Origin of the sequence: Mangrovihabitans endophyticus (assembly GCF_014646155.1) — a bacterium.
Classification (GTDB): domain Bacteria; phylum Actinomycetota; class Actinomycetes; order Mycobacteriales; family Micromonosporaceae; genus Actinoplanes; species Actinoplanes endophyticus.
The window spans coordinates 46,741-67,700 of record NZ_BMMX01000005.1; the positions used below are offsets into that span (position 1 = coordinate 46,741).

Annotated in this window: 14 protein-coding genes; 7 read left to right on the top strand and 7 right to left on the bottom strand. The window is 71.4% G+C overall.

The window, feature by feature from the left end; genetic code table 11:
* Nucleotides 1-35 precede the first annotated feature (35 nt).
* On the bottom strand, nt 36-3,068 hold the full coding sequence (locus tag IEY73_RS09210) for a discoidin domain-containing protein (RefSeq protein WP_373292762.1): 3,033 nt from the start codon (nt 3,066-3,068) through the stop codon (nt 36-38).
* Between the two features lie 870 nt (nt 3,069-3,938).
* Complete coding sequence (locus IEY73_RS09215; RefSeq protein ID WP_189078699.1) at nt 3,939-4,118, bottom strand: hypothetical protein; 180 nt, start codon at nt 4,116-4,118, stop codon at nt 3,939-3,941.
* A 110-nt stretch (nt 4,119-4,228) separates the two neighbouring features.
* Between IEY73_RS09215 and IEY73_RS09220 the strand changes: the two genes are divergently transcribed.
* From IEY73_RS09220 to IEY73_RS09230, 3 genes are read left to right on the top strand one after another with little or no spacing between them, the layout of a single operon-like run.
* Nucleotides 4,229-4,918 carry a response regulator transcription factor gene (locus IEY73_RS09220; protein WP_189078700.1) on the top strand — a complete coding sequence of 230 codons (690 nt, stop codon included), beginning with the start codon at nt 4,229-4,231 and terminating at the stop codon, nt 4,916-4,918.
* A complete protein-coding gene (locus tag IEY73_RS09225) occupies nt 4,911-6,302 on the top strand; it encodes a sensor histidine kinase (RefSeq protein ID WP_189078701.1) in 1,392 nt (463 codons plus the stop codon). The genes IEY73_RS09220 and IEY73_RS09225 overlap by 8 nt, the downstream gene beginning before the upstream one ends.
* 35 nt (nt 6,303-6,337) lie before the next feature.
* The gene (locus IEY73_RS09230; RefSeq protein WP_189078702.1) at nt 6,338-6,844 is read left to right on the top strand and encodes a hypothetical protein; all 507 of its coding nucleotides are present in this window, start codon (nt 6,338-6,340) and stop codon (nt 6,842-6,844) included.
* A 52-nt stretch (nt 6,845-6,896) separates the two neighbouring features.
* Here the strand turns inward: IEY73_RS09230 and IEY73_RS09235 are convergent, their stop codons facing one another.
* Both IEY73_RS09235 and IEY73_RS09240 read right to left on the bottom strand, forming a co-directional pair.
* Nucleotides 6,897-7,664 carry a DUF5995 family protein gene (locus IEY73_RS09235; protein WP_189078703.1) on the bottom strand — a complete coding sequence of 256 codons (768 nt, stop codon included), beginning with the start codon at nt 7,662-7,664 and terminating at the stop codon, nt 6,897-6,899.
* A gap of 165 nt (nt 7,665-7,829) precedes the next feature.
* On the bottom strand, nt 7,830-10,628 hold the full coding sequence (locus IEY73_RS09240; protein WP_189078704.1) for a helix-turn-helix transcriptional regulator: 2,799 nt from the start codon (nt 10,626-10,628) through the stop codon (nt 7,830-7,832).
* A 148-nt stretch (nt 10,629-10,776) separates the two neighbouring features.
* Between IEY73_RS09240 and IEY73_RS09245 the strand changes: the two genes are divergently transcribed.
* The 3 genes from IEY73_RS09245 (at nt 10,777) to IEY73_RS09255 (ending at nt 16,080) form a co-directional block, all read left to right on the top strand.
* On the top strand, nt 10,777-11,358 hold the full coding sequence (locus tag IEY73_RS09245) for an adenylate/guanylate cyclase domain-containing protein (protein ID WP_189078705.1): 582 nt from the start codon (nt 10,777-10,779) through the stop codon (nt 11,356-11,358).
* A 128-nt stretch (nt 11,359-11,486) separates the two neighbouring features.
* Nucleotides 11,487-13,544, top strand: coding sequence for a DNA gyrase/topoisomerase IV subunit B (locus tag IEY73_RS09250; RefSeq protein ID WP_189078706.1), 2,058 nt, complete (start codon nt 11,487-11,489; stop codon nt 13,542-13,544).
* Between the two features lie 13 nt (nt 13,545-13,557).
* Nucleotides 13,558-16,080 carry a DNA gyrase/topoisomerase IV subunit A gene (locus tag IEY73_RS09255; RefSeq protein WP_189078707.1) on the top strand — a complete coding sequence of 841 codons (2,523 nt, stop codon included), beginning with the start codon at nt 13,558-13,560 and terminating at the stop codon, nt 16,078-16,080.
* Here the strand turns inward: IEY73_RS09255 and IEY73_RS09260 are convergent.
* Nucleotides 16,059-17,750: a GGDEF domain-containing protein gene (locus tag IEY73_RS09260; RefSeq protein WP_189078708.1), complete on the bottom strand. Its 1,692-nt coding sequence runs from the start codon at nt 17,748-17,750 to the stop codon at nt 16,059-16,061. The genes IEY73_RS09255 and IEY73_RS09260 overlap by 22 nt on opposite strands.
* Nucleotides 17,751-17,879: 129 nt before the next feature.
* Complete coding sequence (locus IEY73_RS09265) at nt 17,880-18,188, bottom strand: hypothetical protein (RefSeq protein WP_444543371.1); 309 nt, start codon at nt 18,186-18,188, stop codon at nt 17,880-17,882.
* 44 nt (nt 18,189-18,232) lie between these two features.
* Here IEY73_RS09265 and IEY73_RS09270 point away from each other — a divergent pair, with 44 nt between their 5' ends.
* Complete coding sequence (locus IEY73_RS09270) at nt 18,233-19,486, top strand: ROK family protein (RefSeq protein WP_189078709.1); 1,254 nt, start codon at nt 18,233-18,235, stop codon at nt 19,484-19,486.
* Nucleotides 19,487-19,523: 37 nt separating this feature from the next.
* Here IEY73_RS09270 and IEY73_RS09275 read toward each other — a convergent pair whose 3' ends face one another.
* Nucleotides 19,524-20,924: a GH1 family beta-glucosidase gene (locus tag IEY73_RS09275; RefSeq protein WP_189078710.1), complete on the bottom strand. Its 1,401-nt coding sequence runs from the start codon at nt 20,922-20,924 to the stop codon at nt 19,524-19,526.
* Between the last annotated feature and the right edge of the window lie 36 nt (nt 20,925-20,960).

The window sequence follows — 20,960 nt, forward strand, 5'->3', positions numbered from 1 at the left end:
GACGGGGAACGCCGCGCGACCGGGTGGCCGGGACGTTACTGGCGATACACGCCGAACTCCCACAGCGAGTAGCCGTACGTGGTCGCTCGGCTGGTGCCGTTGACCCGGACGTACCGGCCGGTGCCGCTCACGTTCAGATCGTCGAACCCGCCGTTGCCGCTGCTCGTGGAGTAGATCGTGGACCAGTTCGATCCGTCGTTGGACACCTGCACCGAGTAGCCATTTGCGTACGCGTTCTCCCACGCCAGTTGCACGTGGTTGAACGACTGCACCGAGCCGAGGTCGACCCGCAGCCACGCGGTGTCCACCCATTCGCTGGCCCACCGGGTGCCGTAGTCGCCGTCCACCGCGTACGCCGGCAGTTGCGGCCCGTTGCTGCCGGTCGGCTGGTACGACGAGGCGGTGACGGTCTTGCCCCGAGCCAGGTTCGTGCCGGGTACGGTCGGCGGCACCACCTTGATCGACTTCTGCTCGATGCCGACGTTGCCGTGGCCGTCGAAGGCGTACACGTACACCTTCCAGACGCCCAGCTTCTCCGGCGCCCGTACGGTGAACGAACCGTTCCCGTTGTCGGTGAAGACCACATTGGTCAGCCCGGTCCCGCCGCTGATGTACTTGTCGCTGTACATCAGGTTGTAGCGGATCAGGTCACCGTTCGGGTCGCTGGTGTCGGTGCTGATCGTGTATGTGCCGCCGGCCGGGACCGCGGTCTGGTTCGACACCGTCATGGCGCGGATCTCCGGTGCGGAGTTGTCCAGCGGGGTGCCGGTGTACGCCTGCTTGAGCGCACCGTATCCGAGCCGCCGCCACCCACCGGTGAACGTGTTCAGCCAGACGCCGCCGAAGTCGTTCTCCAGCCCGTAGTGGAACTCGGTCGCACCCAACGCGACCTTCGGGTGCGCGTTTATTGCGTTCCAGCTATTCGTGTATCCGGCGCGCTTTTGCAGGTCGGTCGGCTCGGTCGGCACGCCGTTGACGTCGTCCGGGACCTCCCACTCGCCGGCCGGCCCGGCCTCGGTCACCACGTACGGCTTGGTGTACCCGCCGGACACCCAGTCGTTGTAGACGTTGCCGATCGCCCCGTACGAGTTGACCGCCAGCAGGTCCAGGTCGGGCGCGTACTGCTTGTAGTACGGCCAGGCGCCGGTGTAAGCGTCGGTCGAGGTGACCGGGTGGTTCGGGTCGGCGGCGTGGATCGCCTGCGCGAGCTGGTTGACGAACTTGGCGTACCCGACCCGGCGGGCCTCCACCTCCGAGGCCGACAGCCCGTGGTCCTGCATGGTGAGGATGACCTCGTTGCCGACGTCCCACATCAGCACGCCGGGGTTGTTCTTCAGGGCGTTGACCTGGTTGACGACGGTCGTCTTCACCGAGTTCATGTACGCGGTGTCGTTGACGTAGTCGGCGCCCTGGTTGAGCCACTCACCGACGATCACCTTGATGCCCTGGCGGGCGGCGGTGTTCAGCAGGATCGGCGTGTTCGTGTCGTCCACACCCCAGGTGCGGATGGTGTTGACGCCCATGTTCTTCAGGTCGCGCATGTAGCCGTCGGCGGCCTGCGCCGGCGGGCCGTACGTCAGTCCCTTGATCTGCCAGGGCTGGTTGTTCACCTGAAGCTGCCAGTTGCCCTGGCTGCCGGTCACCTTGACCACGCTCGGCCCGGACGGGACCGCCGGGTCGGTCATCGCCGACGGGGTGCTGCCGGTCGCGCGGGCCACACTGACCGAGTCGATGCTCAGCACACCGCCCGACGTGGTGTCCGCGGTCGGCGTGGTGAAGCCGGCGATCGCGTTCGGCAGCGAGCCGCCGACCGCCAGGTCGAAGCGGAGGAAGAAGCCGTGGTGCACGGCGGCGTTCCAGGCGGTGACGCCGACCTGCGATTCGCGCACCATCCAGGTCTGCCGCCCGTCGAGGTAGAAGCGGATCTCCTCGTCGGTCTTCGTGCGGTCGATGACCTGCGTGTACTCGTGGTAACCGGTCTGGCAGCCGGTGCAACTGGCGAACCCGGAGGCGCGCCCGTTGTACTCTCCGCACGGTCCGTCCGGCGCGGTGCCGCAGTGCAGCGTCTGGGAGAGCTGGCTGCGCCCGTTGACGTCGGTCATGATGTCGGTCTCGCCGACGCCCGGCCAGTTGTTGAAGTTCCCCCGGTACGCCGCACCGGTGGCTCGGAATCCCGGCCAGTACCCGGACGCGTCGGCCACGTCGGGCTGCTTGAGCACCGCGGTGAACTTGAGCTGCTCGCCGGGCTTGGCCTCGAAGTCGCTGCGCTGGGTCTCGATCCGCCCGGACGTCCAGTTGCCGTTCCCGTCGCGGATTGCCTTGATGTTGAGCTTGCCGTTGCCGTCCAGGGAGACGTTGGCGGTGGAGTTGCTGGCGGTCTCCACCTCGCCGGTGCCCCAGTGCTCCGCGCCGCCCGGGTACTGCGTGCCGGTGCGCAGCAGCCAGTTCGCGCCCGACGGCGAGGTGTTCGCCGAGCCGTTGAAGTCGTCGGTCCACACCGTGCTGAAATCACCGGGCACCGTGGTCGGCGGCGTCGTGGGCGGGGTGGTCGGCGGGTCGGTCGGGCCGCCGCCACCGGTCGAGCCGTACACCTTGAACTCCCACAGCGAGTAGCCGTAGCCGGTGGTGCGCGCGGTGCCGTACATCCGCACGTACCGGCCGCTGCCGGAGACGTTCAACGTCTGGGTGCCGCCGGTGCCGTTGGTCGTGGTGTAGACGTTGGTCCAGGTGTTGCCGTCGGGTGAGGTCTGGATCTGGAAGGACTTGCCGGCGGCGGACTCCCATTGCAGCACGACCTGGGTGAGGGTGGCGGTCGCGCCGAGGTCCACGCGGATCCATTGCGGATCGCTGAACTGGCTGGACCACCGGGTGCCGGCGTCGCCGTCGACGGCGAACGACGGCGCCCAAGCCTCGCCCTCCTGACTGCTGGCCGTCGCCGGTTTGCCCTGCGACAGGAGGGTGTCCGCGGCGTGCGCGGAGAGCTGCGCGACCGCGACGTACGCGATGACGACGGCAGCCAGGACGACAGCGGGTAACGATCGTCGTATCGGGCGGGAAGCCAGATGCACGGGGACTCCTACGGGGACGGGCTCGGGGAAGCCATCGGGGGCTCGGGGAAGCCTGACTGGAGAGCGCTCTCCACCATGGGCGGATTGTTACGCCCGGTTTTCGCAAGTGTCAATAGATTCGGGCGCGCCCCGGCCGGTTCCGGTACTCGGGGCCCGTTCGACGCGCGGGCCGGCTGCGGCGAACGGCGCGTAACGGGCATCTACCACGACGGTGGCACGGGTGTGCGCCGCCGCGGAGGCGATCATGGGAAAACGCTCTCCAATCCCCCACGATTCCTCCAGCCGGCCCCTTTGCGCCCCGCGCCGCCGCCCCGTCCGTGACGCCGCCCCTTCGCACCCCGCGGTGACGTCCCTTCCGTGACGCCACCCCCTTCGCACCCCGTGGTGACGCCCCTTCCGTGACGCCGCCCCTTCCCACGCCGCGGTGACGCCCCGTCCGTGACGCCGCCCATTCCCACGCCGCGGTGACGCCCCGTCCGTGACGCCGCCCCCTTCCCACGCCGTGGATCTTGAAGTTTGTGTGCTCCGGAAATGCACAAAGGCGACTTATCGCCCCACAAACTCCAAGATCGACGTCTGAGGTGGTCGATCTTGGAGTTTGTGGGCGCATAAAAGGTGCGAAATGCCGTGAAACGGTCCCGAAAAGTTCAAGATCGTGCGGGGCTTGGACGCCGGGCCGGGGCGGGGCTTGGACGCGGGGTGGGGGCGGGGCTTGGACGCGGGGTGGGGGCGGGGCCTGGACGCGGGGTGGGCGGGGCCTGGACGCGGGGTGGGCGGGGCTTGGACGCGGGGCGGGGATGCGGGGTCTGGGGGCGCGGAGGTGCGGGGGTGTGGGGATGTGGGGATGTGGGGGCTTCGGGACTGGGGTGGTCAGTGTGGTGGTGGACCGTACTGGCCGCCCGGAACACCGGAGCCGCCGTCGCCGCCCTGGTGCGCCTCGTCGTACTCGTAGTCGCCCGCATCCGTCTGCTCGGTCGTCGGCGAGGCGTCCCGGTCGGCTGGCGTGGTCTCGGGTTCCGCCCGGCGCGCATCGCTCGGAGAATCGGTCATGCGTTCCGTCTTACCCCGTGTGGCCGCCACTGCCCACCGACATGCCGGAACCCGTCATCCTTACCGTGCCCGAACATCGTGCCGGCACCCTCGGCGTGCATGATGGGTGCGTGACCGAGACGCCCGGCAAGGGACTGGTCCTCGTGGTCGAGGACGAGCGTCCGATCGCCGACCTGGTGCGACTCTATTTGAGCCGGGACGGCTTCGGCGTGCACGTCGAGCATGACGGCGACGCCGGCCTGGCCGCCGCGCGACGTCTGCGCCCGGTTGCCTGCATCCTGGACATCGCTTTGCCCGGCCTGGAAGGTACCGACATCTGCCGGCGGATGCGTGCCGACGGTGACTGGACGCCCGTCATCTTCCTCACCGCCCGTGACGACGAGATCGATCGGATTCTCGGCTTGGAGCTGGGCGGCGACGACTATGTGACCAAGCCGTTCAGCCCGCGCGAGCTGGTCACCCGGGTGAAGACGCTGCTGCGCCGCGCGTCCGGTCCGCCGGAGGGCGACCGGGTGCGCACGCTCGGCCCGGTGTCGCTGGATCCCGCCCGCCGGCTGGCCACCGTGGACGGCGCCGCGCTGAGCCTGACGCCGACCGAGTTCGACCTGCTCGGCCACCTCCTGGGGCGGCCTGGCCGGGTGTTCACCCGGGAGGAGTTGCTGGCCAGCGTCTGGGGGTACGCCTCGCATGCGGGCACCCGGACCGTCGACGTGCATGTCGCCCAGGTGCGCGCCAAGCTGGGCGGGGCGGCCGGCCTGATCCGCACCGTGCGCGGCGTCGGCTACACCGCCGATGCGTAGGCTCCTGCGCACTCTCACCGCCCGGGTGGTGCTGGTCACCGCGCTCACCGCGGTGGTGTCGGTGATCGTCACGGCCCTCGTCGCGTTGCCCATCGCGGTGCGCTCGGTCAATCAGGCGGTGCGCGCCGACCTGGTGCAGAAGACCGCCCTGGCGGTGCAGCTTCTCGACAACGCCAAGCCGGGGACCCGCCCGCGGATCGTCCGTGAACTCCGCAAGGACAAGATCAATGTCTTCTTGATCCGGCACGGCAAGGCCGGCCGGGCGGGCCTGCCCGGACGGGTGGTGCAGCAGGTGGCGGCGGGACGGCAGGTGAACACCCGGGGGATGGTCGGCGGCACCTCCTCGTTCATCGTCGGCCGCCCGCTGAGCGGCGACTCCGCCGGTGTGGTGCTTTCCCGCAGGGTGGCGTCCGGCGTGGGCGGCCTGGTCCTGGGCGGTGTCTGGCGGGCGCTGCTGGCGGGCCTGGCCGGTGGTGTCGTTGCGGGCGCGGTGCTGGCCCGGCTGATCGCCCGGCCGATCCGCCGCGCCGCGGTCGCGGCCGGTCACCTCTCCGCCGGCGACCGGTCGGTGCGGTTGTCCACCCAGGGGCCGGCCGAGGCCGCGGAACTGGCCGCCGCGTTCAACCAACTGGCGTCCGCGCTGCAGGTCAGCGAGGGCCGCGAGCGGGACTTCCTGCTGTCGGTGTCACACGAGTTGCGTACGCCGTTGTCCACCATCCGCGGCTACGCCGAGGCGCTGGCCGACGGCGTGGTCGAGGGCGACGGCGCGGAGCGTGCCGGTGCGACGATCCTGGCCGAGGCGCAGCGCCTGGACCGGCTCATCTCCGACCTGTTGGTGTTGTCCCGGTTGGAGGCCGCCGACCTGCCCCTGGACGTGGTGCTGGTCGACCTGGTGGAGTTGATGGGCGCGGCCGCCCAGGCATGGCAGACCCGGTGCGATCCCGACGGCCCCCGGCTGGTGACCGAGTTGCCGCCCGCACCGGTGCTGGTGCAGACCGATCCGGGCCGCATCCGGCAGGTGGTCGACGGGCTGTGCGAGAACGCGCTGCGCGTGCTGCCGCCGACCGCCCCGCTGGTGCTCGCGGTGCGCGCCGAGGCGGACGCGGGCGTGGTTGAGGTCCGCGACGGCGGCCCCGGCTTCACCGACGACGATCTGGCGGTGGCGTTCGAACGCGGCGCGCTGAACCGGCGTTACCGAGGCATCCGCAAGGTCGGCAGCGGGCTCGGGCTGGCGCTTGCCGCGCGGCTCGTGGCGCGGCTCGGCGGCACCATCGAGGCCGGTCATGCGGCCGAGGGCGGGGCGCGGTTCACCGTCGCCGTGCCCTATCCGGCGCGCCCGGACCAGACGTCCGCGCAGATTTACCCGACCCGAACATCACGCTGACCGGCTTCGTGCGCGACGGCGGCACGCTGGCCGTCATGACTCGCACCCGCGCCACGCTCGTCCTCGCCTCGCTGGGCCTCTCCGGAGTGCTCGGCCTCACCGCCTGCGGCGTCACCGCCGCCCGGCCCGCGGAGGGCTCCGCGACGGCCGGAGTGGCCGACGAGGCGTCCGCACTGCGCACCGTCGGTCTGCAGACCGAGCCGTCGCCGTCGGCGTCTGCCGCGAAGGGCACGCATCGTCATGGCGGGGTCCGCCGCTACCTGCGCAAGAACACCCTGCACGGTGAGGTGGCGGCGCAGGGCAAGGACGGCACGCGCACCATCGTCGTGCAACGCGGCACGGTGACCGCGACCGGTTCCGGCTCAGTCACCGTCAAGTCCGCCGACGGCTTCGCACTGACCTGGACGTACGGGGACAAGCTGCGCGTGGTGCAGGACAAGAAGAAGGTCGGTGCCGACGCGGTCACCACGGGCGTGCGGATCGGCGTGGCGGGCAGGCGTGACGGCGACGCGACCACCGCGCGGCTCATCGTCGTCGAGTAGCCGCCGATCGCCGCCGGGACTCCGCCTCGGCTCGACCGGGACTACGAAACACCTAGTGCAGGAATGCGCCCATCGGCGAGACGAGCAGCCGTCCCAGCGCCGCGGCGTTGCCGTCGAGCCGGGCCCGTTCCCGATCGGTCGCGGCGAGGTCGTGGCGCAACGTCCACAGCCGCTGCGCGCTGCGCCACGACACATTGCGGGAGTACGTCACCGTCTCGCCCTGCCACCACTCGTCCAGCTCGCCGTTCATGGTGTCGATCAGCAGCCGCCAGCGGTCCAGGCAGCCGCTGGCCAGCTCGGGCGACGCGGCGGCGAAGATCTCGTTGATCCGCAGATAGTCGTGGTGCTGGTCGCTGTCGTCGACCGGGTCCGACCCGAGATGGTCGAAAGTGGTCACCAGCGCGAACGGCAGGTCGAAGTTGAGGTGTGCGTTCATCCCGGCGGCCGCGCAGGGCACCCGGTCGTGCCGGGCGCCGGTGGTCCGGTCGAGCAGCACCGTCCACACGCGGGGACAGCGACTGCCGCCGGTCCACTGGCGCAAGGCGTCGAAGTAGCGCGCGGCGAACTCCACATCCAGCCGGGAGAGGAACGCCGGGTCGGCGAAGCGGCCCTCGTACAACTCGTCCAGCAGGCTGGTGGTGCTGCGCAGATACACACGGTTGAAGTCGGTCAGTGACCCGCCGTGCACGGACGGTGGAATCCGCTCCAGCATGTCCTGCAGTTTGGTGAGCTGATCGACGACGGCAGGCACGTCGTCGGGGTGTCCGGTCAGCAGGCCGGTCATATCCTGGTGCCAGGGCCCCCAGACCGACTCGTTCATCGGTTCCTCCACGAACGAATTTCAAGTTCTGGGAGCCCTAGCACCGGTCGGCGGCCGCCACCGCCGGCCGGTGCTCCCCCATGTCGGCAAGCTTGTCAGCGCATCGGTCCCGCCGGATCAGTAGAATGACGTATTTCCGCGTACGTACGCCGTACGTATCTCGCCTCAGGTGGCTTGCAGATAGCGGCGGCTGGCCTGCACCCGGGTGCGTACCTGGAGCTTGTCGAAGATGTGCCCGACATGGACCCCGACGGTGCGTTCGCTGATGAACAACCGCTGGCCGATCTCCCGGTTGGTCAGTCCTTCGGCGACCGCACCCAACACCTCGCGTTCGCGGGCGGTGAGGGCGGCGAGTTCGTCGCCACGCTCGTCTGCGGTCGGCGGCGCCGGCTCGTCGGACAGCGCCACCCGGTCGCGCGCGGCGACCGTGGCGATCTCGGCCGCGAACGGCCGCGCGCCCATCGCCTGCGCCGTCTGGTATGCCGCACGGAGTAGTCCGGCCGCGTCCGCACGCCCGGATCGCTGGTGCAGCACGGCCTCCGCCTGGCGCAGCCGGGAGTACGCCGCCGGGTACGGCTGCATGCGCCGGTCCCAGGACTGCGCCGCGCGCGCCCACGGCCGCGGGTCGTGCTGCTGCTCGATCCGGCTGGACTCGGCCGCGCACAGATCGAGGTAGCCCTCGACCACGGCCCGGACCGGGGGAGCGGCGGCGCTCACGTTGCGCGACATCCGGTCCACGACCGCTCGCAGCCGTCGTACCGCGCCGGGGTCGACGGCGACGCTGCCGCCGGACTGCGCCTCGGCCTCCGCCCGCAGCCCGTGCCAGGCGAGGACGCCGAGCAGGACCAGGTCGTCGGAGCGGGTCTCGGTGAGCCCACGCTGCACCGCGGCGCGCGCTTCGGCATGCCGGCCCTGCCACATCGCCAGGCCGGCCCGCAGCGTCAACATCGGCAGCACGTGCCGGGCGCCGCCGCCGGCCAGGATGGTCGCCACCGCGTCCAGGTCCCGGTGCGCTGCCTCCACGTCGCCGAAGCCGACCCACAGCCGGCAGCGGGCGAGTAGCAGCTCGACGGCATCGGCGCCGGACGGGCGGTGCCGCATCGCCGCCTCCACGACGGCCGCCGCCTCCGACCATTGACCCACCCGGAAGAGCCCGTTGCCCGCCGCGGCCAGCAGCCGCGTCTGGTAGCTGCGGGCACCGCCGAGGGCGGCCAGCTTCTGCGCACCGTGCCGGGCGACCAGGACACCCTCCTCGATGCTGTTCAGCGGCCCGGTGAGCAGCTCCGCCAAGTGCAGGTACGCGCAGCCGACATCCTCCGGGCTGCCGTCGCGCTCGGCGATCTGCACGGCGTGCCGCAGCACCGCCAGGCCGGCGTCCGGGTCCTCGCGCAGCGCGGCGCTGGATCCGAGCGCCGCGCTGGCGCGCACCACGTCGGCCGTGGTGCCGTCGCGCTCGGCCAGGTCCAGCGCCACGCGGGCGCGGGCGTGCGCGTCGGCGTTGCGGCCCAGATGCAGCAGCAATTCGGCCAGGTACGCCGCGGCGGACGCCTTCTCGACGGCGGTGCAGGCCGGTGCGGCAAGCGCACGCTCGTACTCGGTCTCCGCGGTGGCGGACCGGCCGGCCGCCGCGAGATAGCGGGCCCGCCGCAGGTGGATCTCGCACTCCCCGGGACCGTCCGGACGCTGCGCGAGCTGGTCCAGTCGCGACAGTGCCCGCTGATGCTCGCCGCAGCGGTGCGCGGCCTCGGCCGCGTGGCCCAGCAGGCCGGTCCGGTCCGCGTGCTCGTCGTGGGTCAGGTCCAGGGCGAGCGTCCAGTATCGGTGTGCCTCGGCGACACCGTAGAGGCCCTCCGCGGCGCGTGCCGCCGCGATGGCCGGCTCGCGTGCCCGGCCCGGTTCGCCGGCGCGTTGCCAATGGTGCGCGAGGCGAGCGTGGTCGGTGCTCCCGACGGCGGTCAGCGCCGCGGCGTACCGGCGGTGCAGTGCCGCGCTCTCGGCCGGCAGCACCTCCTGCGCCAGTACCTCGGCGACCAGGCGATGGCGCAGTCGGTAGCCGTCCGCGGAACTGACCAGGAAGCGGCGGGCGACGGCGACCCGCACCGCGTCGATGAGCTCGGCGCCGTCCACGTCGACCACACGGGCGAGCACCGCGTGGTCGACCGGCTCCACGCCGGCCGCCACCGCGTGCACGACGGCGTGCGCGGGCGGCGGCAGCTCGTCCACCCTGGACAGGAAGATCTCACGCAGCGTGTCGGACAGCTCGACTCGTCCGTCGCGCAGGTCGCGCGCGAGTTCTTCGGCGACGAAGGGGTTGCCGCCGCTGCGCTTGAAGACGGCCTCGGCATCCTCGTCGGCGACCCCGGCTCCGGCGACCGCGGCGACCAGCTCGGCCGTCTGGGCGCGGTCCAGGGGCGCCAGGTCGACCACGCTGACCCAGCGCAGTCGGCGCAGTTCGGCCAGCACGCGGCGCAGCGGGTGGGTGCCGTGCAGCGACTCGGCGCGGACCGCGGCGAGCACCGACAGGCGCAGCTCACCGAGCCCGGCGAGCAGATAGAGCAGAAGCTGCCGGGTGCTGCGGTCGGCCCACTGCAGGTCGTCCAGGACCAGCAGCAGGCGGCGCGGGCCGGCCACCTCGGCCAGTTCCCGGGACACCTGGTCGAGCGGGGTGCCCGCATCGCCGTCCTCCTCGGGCGGACGACGGCCGAGCCGGCGCAGGGCGTGCAGCACCGGATGCAGGGGTGAGGCGTCACCGATGTCCAGGCAGGTGCCCCACACCACTGCCGCACCCTCGGCGCGCAGGGCAGCCGCGATCTCGGTCAGCACACGGGTCTTGCCGACCCCGGTCTCGCCGGTGACGAAGACGGCCGCGGACCCGCCGGGCCCGGCGTCGGACAGGTCTGTGCGGACGGCCGCCAGCGTGGCGTGCCGCCCGACCAGTGGTGCGTCGCCCCCCTCGCTGGTCATGCAGGGCAGCCTAGTGCCGATGGCTCTGGCACGTTCTCGTCGGTTCGGACCGTTCTTTGTCACAGATACGTCGTTTTGCCGATCCATGCACGCCGTGGCGCTGACAACGTTCGTGTCGGGGACAGCGAGCGCATAGGGAGTGGGGGCCATGGTAGGGACCGCGACACGGGTGCGTCGGCAGACGGTCACCGTGTTGTTCGTGGACATCGTCGGGTTTACCGGATTGATCGATGAGTTGGATTGCGCCGAGGTGCGCGACCTCCAGGTGGATTACTTCGCCGCGGTGTCCCAGGTGATCCGGGAGTGCGGGGGCGTGGTCGAGAAATATGTGGGCGACGCGGTGATGGCCGTCTTCGGTGTGGCGGGCGCCGCTGGCGCGGCGGAGGCAGCGGTGCAGGCCGGGCTGCTGGTGCAGGAGGCGTTGCGTGGCCGTGCCCTGGCCGGGCGGCACACGGTGCACACCCGCGTCGGCGTGGCCACCGGCGATGTGATGGTGGACCCGGACGCCGTGCGTGACGGCGGCCAGGCCATGATCAGCGGCCGGGTGGTGAGTGCGGCCTCGCGTCTGCAGAGCTGCGCCCCCGAGGACACCGTGGTGGTGTGCGCGGCGACCCGGGCGGCCACCGACCGTGAGGTGGCTTACCAGGAGATGCCGCCGATGGCGCCGGCCGGCTGCCGCCGTCCGATGGAGGTTTCCCGGGCCTTGCACCCGCAGGGGGTCCTCTGCTAGCGATTTGTCCTTTTTCAGATTATTTGCCGACCCCGACGCGCGGCGTGGCGGTCGGTCCGCCGGACCTGTCACAACCGACCGGTAGGCTCGCCCGCGTTGTTGCACCGCACCTGATCGGGAGTTTGTTCGTGACTGCGCAGCCGGAGGTCCTGTACGGAGCCGACGACCTCACGCACCTTGAGGGGCTCGACGCTGTCCGCAAGCGCCCCGGGATGTATATCGGGTCCACCGACAGCCGGGGCGTCAACCACCTGGTCAACGAGATCCTGGACAACGCCACCGACGAGGGCGTCGGCGGCCACGCCACGAATGTCACGGTGACGTTGCATGCCGACGGCTCGGTCCGGATCGACGACGACGGTCGCGGCATCCCCACGGACATCAACACCAAATCCGGGCTGTCCGGCGTCGAGCTGGTGCTCACCCGGCTGCACGCGGGCGGCAAGTTCGGCGGCTCGGGCTACAAGACCTCCGGCGGTCTGCACGGCGTCGGCGCCTCCGCGGTCAACGCGCTGTCCCTACGCTTCGACGTGACCGTCAAACAACACGGCAAGGTGCACGAGATCTCCTTCCAGCGCGGCGTGCCGGGCGTGTTCGCCGGGCCCGGCCCGAAGGCGGCCTTCACCCGGCAGGCCGGCCTGCGGGTGGCGCGGAAGATGAAGCGCGGCGAGGCCACCGGCACCTCGGTGCGTTACTGGTACGACGCACGCTACTTCGAGAACGGCGCCGCCCTGGACGTCGAGGCGGTGCGCGCCAAGCTGCGCAGCACCGCGTTCCTGGTGCCCGGCGTGACGTATTCGCTGCGCGACGAGACGGGTGACGAGCCGGCCACCGAGACGTTCCACTTCCCGCACGGGCTGACCGACATGGTGGAGTTCCTCACCCCCTCCTCGGACCGCCCGGTGTCCGGCATCCTGGTGGTCGCCGGCGAGGGCACCTACAAGGAGAACGCGGCCGACGCCAACGGCGTCATGCAGTCCAACGTGGTGCGGCGTGCCGAGGTGGAGGTCGCCTTCCGCTGGGGCACCGGCTACGAGCGCGTCGTCGAGTGCTTCACCAACACCATCCGCAACTCGCACGGCGGCACCCACCGCAAGGGCTTCGACCGGGCCCTCGTGCGGGCCCTCACCGAGGCCATCCGCAACACGCGCGGCCTGCTCAAGGCCAAGGAGGAAGCGCCGGTCCTGGACGACCTGCTGGAGGGCATGACCGCGGTCATCCACGTCCGTCTGCCGGAGCCGCAGTTCACCTCGCAGACCAAGGACGAGTTGTCCACCGCCGGTATCACCCGGGTGATGCAGGGCCTGGTGGAGGCGCACCTCAAGCAGTGGGTGGAGGGGCGGCGGACCAAATCCGAGGCGCGGACCGTCCTGCAGAAGGTCGTGGACGCGGCGCGCGTGCGCCTGACGCAGAAGCAGCAGAAGGACGCCGCCCGCCGCAAGACCGCCCTGGAGGGCGCGTCCATGCCGCCCAAGCTGGTCGACTGCCGGTCCACCGGCATCAGCCGCAGCGAGCTGTACATCGTGGAGGGTGACAGCGCGCTGGGCACCGCCCGGATGGCCCGCTCGTCGGAGTACCAGGCGCTGCTGCCCATTCGCGGCAAGATCCTCAATGTGCAGAAGGCCAGCCTGCAGCAGGTGCTGGACAACGTCGAGTGCTCGGCCATCGTGCAGGTCCTCGGCGCCGGTTCGGGCCGCACCTTCGAGCTGGGCTCGATGCGCTACGGCCGCGTCATGATCATGGCCGACGCCGACGTGGACGGCTCCCACATCCGCACCCTGCTGATCACCCTGTTCGCCAAGTACATGCGACCGGTGATCGAGTCGGGGCGGCTGTTCGCCGCGATGCCACCGCTGCACAAGGTGGTGACCAAGGGCCGCAACCCGGAGACCGTCTACACCTACACGCAGCAGGAGATGGAGTCCACCGTCGCCCGCCTGGAGAAGGGCGGCAGGGCGGTGCAGAAGCCGGTGCCCCGGTTCAAGGGGCTCGGCGAGATGGACGCCGACGAGCTGTGGGACACCACGATGAACCCGGCCACCCGCGCGGTGCGCCGCATCACCCTGGACGACGTGGAGCGCGCCGAGGCCACCCTGGAACTGCTCATGGGTGAGCGCGTGGAGCCGCGCAAGAACTGGCTGATCGAAGCGGCCGGCCGCATCGACCAGGAAACGATCGACGCCTGAAGGGTCAGAACACATGGCACGCCGCAAGAACAACGAGTCGCGGGTCGACCTGTCGGCGTTCGACCAGGCGGGCGCGCGTGTCCTCGACAACTCGGTCAGCAGCGAGGTCGAGGACTCCTACCTGGAGTACGCCTACTCGGTCATCCATTCGCGGGCGCTGCCCGACGCGCGGGACGGGCTCAAGCCGGTGCATCGCCGGATCCTCTGGTCCATGTTCGAACAGGGACACCGACCCGACCGTCCGTACGTGAAATCCGCCCGGGTGGTGGGCGACGTGATGGGCCGCTACCACCCGCACGGCAACCTGGCGATCTACGACGCCCTGGTGCGCCTGGCGCAGGACTTCTCGCTGAACGCGCCGCTCATCGATGGGCACGGCAACTTCGGCTCGCCGGACGACGGCCCGGCGGCCGAGCGGTACACCGAGTCCCGCATGTCGCGCGAGGCCATGCTGCTCACCGGTGAGATCAACGAGGGCACGGTCGACTTCAAGGCCAACTACGACGGGTCCGAGCAGGAGCCGAAGGTGCTGCCGGCGGCCTTCCCGAACCTGCTGGTGAACGGCACCTCGGGCATCGCGGTCGGGATGGCCACGAACATGATTCCGCACAACCTGGCCGAGGTGGTCGCGGCGGCCCGCCATCTGATCACCGAGCCGGATGCGGACCTGGACGCGCTGATGCGCTTCGTGCCCGGCCCGGACCTGCCCACCGGTGGGCAGTTGCTCGGCCTGGACGAGGTGCGCCGGGCGTACGAGACCGGCCGGGGTGTGGTGCGCATGCGGGCGCGGGCGCAGACCGGACCGCTGGAGGGCGGCCGTGGGCGCCAGGCGATCACGGTGACCGAATTGCCGTACGGCGTGGGCACCGAAAAGATCATCGAGGCGATCACCGACGAGGTGAAGGGCAAGCTCATCGTCTCCGGGCCGCGGAAGGGACAACGCCAGCCCGCCCGTCTGCAAGGCATCTCGGACGTGAAGGATCTGACCGACCGGGAGCACGGGACCCGGCTGGTGGTCGAGTGCAAGGTCGGGGTGAACCCGCAGGCGCTGCTGGCCGACCTCTACCGACTGACGCCGCTGGAGAGCTCGTTCGGCATCAACAACCTGGTGCTGGTCGGCGGGCAACCGCGCACGCTGGGCCTGAAGGCGCTGCTGGAGGTGTTCCTGGCGCACCGCTACGACGTGGTGACCCGGCGCACCACGCATCGCCGGACCAAGCGGCAGGACCGCCTGCACCTGGTGGACGGTCTGCTGATCGCCCTGATCGACATCGATCGGGTGGTGGCGCTGGTGCGCGGCAGCGACGACGCCGCGGCGGCCAAGGCGGCGCTGATGGCCGAGTTCGGGCTCAGCGACATCCAGGCGGCCTACATCCTGGAGACCCCGCTGCGGCGGCTGACCCGCTTCGACCGCATCGAGCTGGAGACCGAGCAGGAGCGGCTGCGTGCCGAGATCGCCGAGCTGTCGCGCATCCTGGACGACGGCGAGGTGCTCAAACAGGTGGTCTCCGACGAGCTGGCGCAGGTGACGTCCGACTTCGGCGAGCCGCGCCGCACCACGCTGATCGACGGCGACCTGAAGGAGGTGCTCGCCGCCTCGGTGCCTGCCGGCCCGCTGGAGGTCGCCGACGATCCGTGCCAGGTGATCCTGTCCGCGACCGGCCTCATCGCGCGCACCGCGGCGGAGAGCGAAGAGGCGTCCGAGGGCCGCCGGCGCAGTGGCCGGGTCAAGCACGACGTGGTGCGGGCGCTCGTGCATTCGACCGCCCGGGGACGGGTGCTGCTGGTCACCAGCCGCGGCCGGGCCTTCAAGATCGATGTGCTGCCGCTGCCGGTACTGCCCGAGCAGACCGGGACTGTCTCGCTGCGCGGCGGGATGTCCGCCTCCGAGCTGGTGCCGTTGGCCAAGGGCGAGCGGGTGGTGGGGCTGGCGCCGATGGGTGCCGCGGATGCCTCACCGGGCCTGGCGCTGGGCACCCGGCAGGGCGTGGTCAAGGTGTGCGCCCCGGATTGGCCGGTCCGCTCCGACGAGTTCGACGTGATCTCCCTGAGGGACGGCGACGAGGTGCTCCAGGCCACCTGGCTGACTGGCGGCGAATCGTTCGCCTTCGTCACCTCGGACGCGTCGATGCTGCGCTTCGCCGCCACACTGGTCCGCCCGCAGGGGCTCAAGGGCGGCGGCATGGCCGGCGTCAGCCTCGGCGCCGACGCCGAGGTCGTCGCGTTCACTGTGGTGGACACGGCCGACCCGCGGCACGGCGAGCCGATGGTCGTCACGTCCACCGGGACGCAGGTGAAGGTGACACCGTTCGGTCGCTACCCGGCCAAGGGCCGCGCCACCGGCGGGGTGCGCGTGCAGCGTTTCCTCAAGGGCGAGTCCCGGCTGACCGTGGCGTGGGTGGGCCCCCGCCCGGTGGGGTGCAGTTCCACCGGAGACCCGGTCGAGCTGCCGGAGCCGGACGACCGTCGCGACGGTTCCGGCGAGGCGGTGATGATGGGACCGCAGATCGTCGGTCACCTGATCGAGCGTGACTGAGGCCCGGCACCGTCGGCGATCGTGAAGGAGCCCTTGCCGGCGCGTTTGACGGCGTACATGGCGCGGTCGGCGGTGCGCAGCAGCGCCTCGGCAGTGCGGGCGGGCCCGGACGGAGTCGTCATGGCGATGCCCACGCTAGCGCCGACGCGGGCCGCCCCGCCGTCCACCGCCATGGGCGCCCCCACCGCCGCGACGATGCGCGCGGCCACCTCGGCGGGATCGTCGTGCGGCGGGGAGATCAGCACGGCGAACTCGTCGCCGCCCAGCCGGGCCACCGTGTCCCCGACGTGGACGCAGCCGCGCAACCGACGACCGATCTCGCGCAGCAGCGCGTCACCGGCGGCGTGCCCGAAGTCGTCGTTGACGAGCTTGAAGTCGTCCAGGTCGACGAGCATCACCACGGCCGGGGCCCCGCGGGTCAGCACCGCGTCCAGCCGTTCGGCGTACAACGAGCGGTTGGGCAGCCCGGTCAGGTCGTCGTGAAAGGCCTGATGGTGCAGCCGGGCGGCGAGTGAGTCCCGCTCGGCCAGGGAACGATGCAGGCCCTGTTGAGCGGAGTGCAGCTCGGTCACCTTGGCGTCCAGTTCCCGCAGCAGACGTTCGTTCTCCCGGAACGCGTCGAGCTGCCGCAGCACCACCAGCACCGTGCTGGTTGCGGCTCCGGCCAGCGCGATCGGCACGGCGTCACGCTGATCCATCCGCACCGCGACGATCAGCAGCGCGAACGTGACGGCGATCGCCGCGTACGGCAACAGGCTGTATCGCCGTCGACCGCGCCGCCGCGTGACGGCCTGCGGGTCGTCGCGAATCTGCTGCTGTGTGGCGCGGATCGCGATGCACAGCAGGGCGTGCGCGGCCACCGTCAGGGCGAGGAACCAGGGCAGCGTCCGCTCGGTCAGGCCGTCCCGGGCCAGCGCGTCGGCGCCGGACTTGACCACCGCCGCGGTGACGCCGAGCGCGGCGCACCGGCCGGTGAACGGCGCGGTGCCGGACATGATCAGTTTTGCCACGACGAAGCAGCAGAGCAGGACGACCACCGGTCCGCGCACCACCGCACCCGCCGTGCGGACGCCGGCGTCGCCGCCGCCGGATGGCACCACCAGGTACCACCCGACGACGAGCGCGGCGACCATCACGGTGGCCACGTCCATCCAGAAGCGGACCCGTTCGCGGCTCGTGCCGAAGCCGAGCGGCATGGCGAGCAACGCGATCATCAGCACCGCGCTGCCGACGGTGAGCGCGGCGACCTGAGCCGTGCCGCCGGTCGCGGCGGTGAGCGTGCGGGGTGCCGCCGCGGCATGGGCCACCTGAGCGATGTCACCGGCGAGGTAGATCGCCGCGCCCACGGCCACCGACGCCCAGAACCGGCGAGCGCCCGCGGTCAGGCCCGGCGTGCGGGCGGTGGCGGCGGCCACCGCGATCAGGCAGGCGTGCACCGCGGCGATGACGACCCATGCCGCGATCACCTGTACGGCGGCGCCGGCCGTGCCAGCCGCCTCGAAACACACCACCGCGGCGGTGCCGCACACCAGGGCGAGCAGCAGCCGGTCCCGCCGCAACGGGGCGAGGCGACTCGTCGGCTGCATCATCACCATCCGGAAGGCGAACATGCGGGCACCCGTGCGGGAGGAGAAACCACCCATCGGCAACGCGGCGCCGCGGTCAACCACCTCTGTCCGATAGAGACCCTAAGGGCTCCGGCGGAGATCGACGGCATTCCGTGGCGTGTCGTTTTCCCGGCGGACACGACGACGGCCCCCGGCGCGAGCCGGGGGCCATGCCGAGGGTGGCGCGGGAGCCTACTTGCTCGGTTCCGGGATGTCGCACTTGATTTTGGGATTGACGCCCAGCCAGTTCAACGGGCCGGCGACCACGGTGACGACGACCGTGCCTGCCTTGGCGCAGCCGGCGTCACCTTCGTCGTCGAAATATCCGCGCTCGTAGGCGGCGACGGCGCCGAGCACGAGCCAGAGGAGGACGATCAGTCCGCCGATCGATCCGAATCGCATCGGGTCTCCTATGTCGTGGGGATGCAGGCGGCTTACCCCGAAGCCGTCGATCTCTAAACGGAGGCGATGCGCCATGCGGCGGCGCACGCGCACCGGCATGATGTCGGTCGACGTGTCGGGAACGAGGCCGGGGTGATCAGCGGGTGCAGACCAGACGGACGACGGTGCGCGACGTGCGCCGGGCCAACCGGGCCAGCCTGCTCACGGACCTGTTTCACGGCGGTCGGCAGAGCCGGCAGCAACTGGGCGACACGACCGCGCTGAGCCAGGCGAGCGTCAGCAACCTGACAAGCGAAATGCTCGACGAGGGGCTGGTGGAGGAAGCGGGGCTGGTGGGTTCGGACGGCGGGCGCCCACGGGCCCTGTTGCGGGTGGCTCCGGGCTTCGGCTACGTGGTCGGCGCCGACGTCGGCGAGACACGCGTCCTGGTCGAGCTGTACGACCTGGCCATGTCCCGCCTCGCGGTGCGCGCCTACCGGCTGGGCGACGGCGCCCGCGACCCGGCGCGGGCGGTGGACCGCTTGCTGACCGGCCTGTCCGAGGTGTGCGACGAGGCCGGCGTCGCCGATTCCCGCCTGCTTGGATTCGGCGTCGGGGTGCCGGGCGTGGTCGACCAGGGCGACGGCGATGCGGTGGTCTGGTCGCAGACCACCGGCTGGGACGGCGTCGAACTGGGCGCGATGCTGCGTGCCGGCACGGCGGCGCCGGTGTGGGTGGAGAACGGCGTGCAGGCCGTCGGCCGGGCCGAGATGTGGTTCGGTGCCGGGCGCGGCGCCCGGCACGCGGTGATCGCCGTGGTCGGCACCGGCGTCGGCGCCGCGGTGGTGATGGACGGGCACGGTTATCGCGGCGCGAACAGCAACGCCGGGGAGTGGGGGCACACCACGCTGGTGTTCGACGGCGAGCCGTGCCGCTGCGGCGCGCGCGGCTGCCTGGAGGCGTACATCGGCGGGGAGACGGTGAACCGGCTGCTGTCCGGCGCGACCGGGCAGCCGTATGATCGGGCGCTGCTGGCGCGCCTGCTGGCCGCGGGCACGTTGTCCGGCGAGGCGGCGGACGTGGTGTCCCGCACCGTGCGTTATCTGGGCGCGGGCATCGGCGCGCTGGTGAACCTGTTCAGCCCGGAACGCATCGTGCTGGGTGGTCCGCTGGGCCTGGCACTGGGGGAGCACTTCCTGCCCGACATCCGGGCCGCCGCCGCCCGCAGCGCGTTGCGTCACCCGTACGCGAAAACCAGCATCGATCTCGGCCGGCTCGGTCCGGACGCGGTGGCCCTGGGCGCGGCGACCCGGCCGGTGGCCCGGCTGCTGGCCGACGGCGGACTGCCGGCGGCGAGCGTCACCGCGCCGGCCGTGCCATCCCGGCCGCGCCGTCACCGCGGCCGGGCGGCGTCCTGACCGCGGTGACGGCGCGGCCGGCGACGGTCGGAACCCCTCAGGCGCCGCGCACTCGCCGGATGGTGTCGCGGAACCACATCCCGCTCTGCTTGAGGGTGCGCTTCTGCGTTTCGTAGTCCACGTGCACGATGCCGAAGCGCTTCGCGTAGCCCTCCGCCCATTCGAAGTTGTCCATCAGCGACCAGGCGAAGTAGCCGCGCACGTCGGTACCCTGCCGGCGCGCCTCGGCCACCGCTTCGAGATGTGTCGCCAGGTATTCGGTGCGGTCGTCGTCGCGGATGAACCCGTCCTCGTCCGGCGCGTCGTCGAAGGCCGCGCCGTTCTCGGTGATGACGATCGGCAGGCCCGGGTAGTCGCGGTGCAGGCGCACCAGCAACCGGGTCAGCCGCTCCGGGGTGATCGGCCAGTCCATCGCGGTGCGGGCGGTGCCCGGCGGCACGCCGCGCACCACCGGGTGGCCCTCGTCGTCGGTGGTGCGGCCGTCCGCATCCGTGCCGCTGAAGTCCTGTCCGAAGTAGAAGTTCACGCCGAGCACGTCGAACGGCGTAGAGATGATCGACAGGTCGCCGTCGCGCACCGGGAACGCGGCGCCGCGCTCGGCGAGTTCGGCGACCATGTCGGCCGGGTACGCGCCGTGCCGCAACGGATCCAGGTAGATGCGCAGGCCCATGCCGTCCGCCCGGCGGGCCGCCTCGGCGTCCTCCGGCGCGTCGGTCAGCGGGTCCGCGGTGCCGGTGTTGAGCGTGATGCCGAACCGGTGGTCCCCGCCGGCCGCCCGCATCCGCTGGGTCGCGAGGCCGTGCCCGAGCAGCAGATGGTGCACCGCGCGAATGGCGTCGTCGTGGTCGGTGCGGCCAGGCGCGTGCACACCGACGAAGTAGCCGAGCCACGCCGAGCACCACGGTTCGTTGAGTGTGGTGAACGTGGGCACCCGGTCGGCCAGTCTGTCGAACACCATCATCGCGTAGTCGGCGAAGCGATACGCCGTGTCCCGGTGCGGCCAGCCGCCCGCATCCTCCAGTTCCTGCGGCAGGTCCCAGTGGTACAGCGTCACCCACGGCTCGATCTCCGCCGCCAGCAGCTCGTCCACGAGCCTGTCGTAGAACGCCAGGCCGGCCGGGTTGGCCGGGCCGCGGCCGTGCGGCTGCACCCGCGGCCACGCCACCGAGAACCGGTACGTGTCCACGCCCAGGCTCTTGATGAGCGCGACGTCCTCCGGCATCCGGTGGTAATGGTCGCAGGCGATGTCGCCGTTGTCGCCGGCGTGCACCGCGCCGGGTCTGCGGCAGAACGTGTCCCAAATGGACGGTGTTCGGCCGTCCTCGGCGATCGCGCCCTCGATTTGATACGACGAGGTGGCCACGCCCCACTGAAAGGTGGCCGGAAGGTCGGCCTCCGGCAGGATCAGCCCGGAGGCGGCGGTGACGGTGGGATTCATGCTTCTCCTGGAATGAGGGGCGGCTGGCGAGGCGGG

Excerpts from the sequence above, each read along its gene's own strand:
- IEY73_RS09245 (WP_189078705.1), top strand. The coding sequence starts at position 10,777 with ATGGTAGGGACCGCGACACGGGTGCGTCGGCAGACGGTCACCGTGTTG.
- IEY73_RS09265 (WP_444543371.1), bottom strand. The coding sequence starts at position 18,188 with ATGCCGGTGCGCGTGCGCCGCCGCATGGCGCATCGCCTCCGTTTAGAG.
- IEY73_RS09215 (WP_189078699.1), bottom strand. The coding sequence starts at position 4,118 with ATGACCGATTCTCCGAGCGATGCGCGCCGGGCGGAACCCGAGACCACG.
- IEY73_RS09235 (WP_189078703.1), bottom strand. The coding sequence starts at position 7,664 with ATGAACGAGTCGGTCTGGGGGCCCTGGCACCAGGATATGACCGGCCTG.
- IEY73_RS09275 (WP_189078710.1), bottom strand. The coding sequence starts at position 20,924 with ATGAATCCCACCGTCACCGCCGCCTCCGGGCTGATCCTGCCGGAGGCC.
- IEY73_RS09240 (WP_189078704.1), bottom strand. The coding sequence starts at position 10,628 with ATGACCAGCGAGGGGGGCGACGCACCACTGGTCGGGCGGCACGCCACG.
- IEY73_RS09255 (WP_189078707.1), top strand. The coding sequence starts at position 13,558 with ATGGCACGCCGCAAGAACAACGAGTCGCGGGTCGACCTGTCGGCGTTC.
- IEY73_RS09230 (WP_189078702.1), top strand. The coding sequence starts at position 6,338 with ATGACTCGCACCCGCGCCACGCTCGTCCTCGCCTCGCTGGGCCTCTCC.
- IEY73_RS09225 (WP_189078701.1), top strand. The coding sequence starts at position 4,911 with ATGCGTAGGCTCCTGCGCACTCTCACCGCCCGGGTGGTGCTGGTCACC.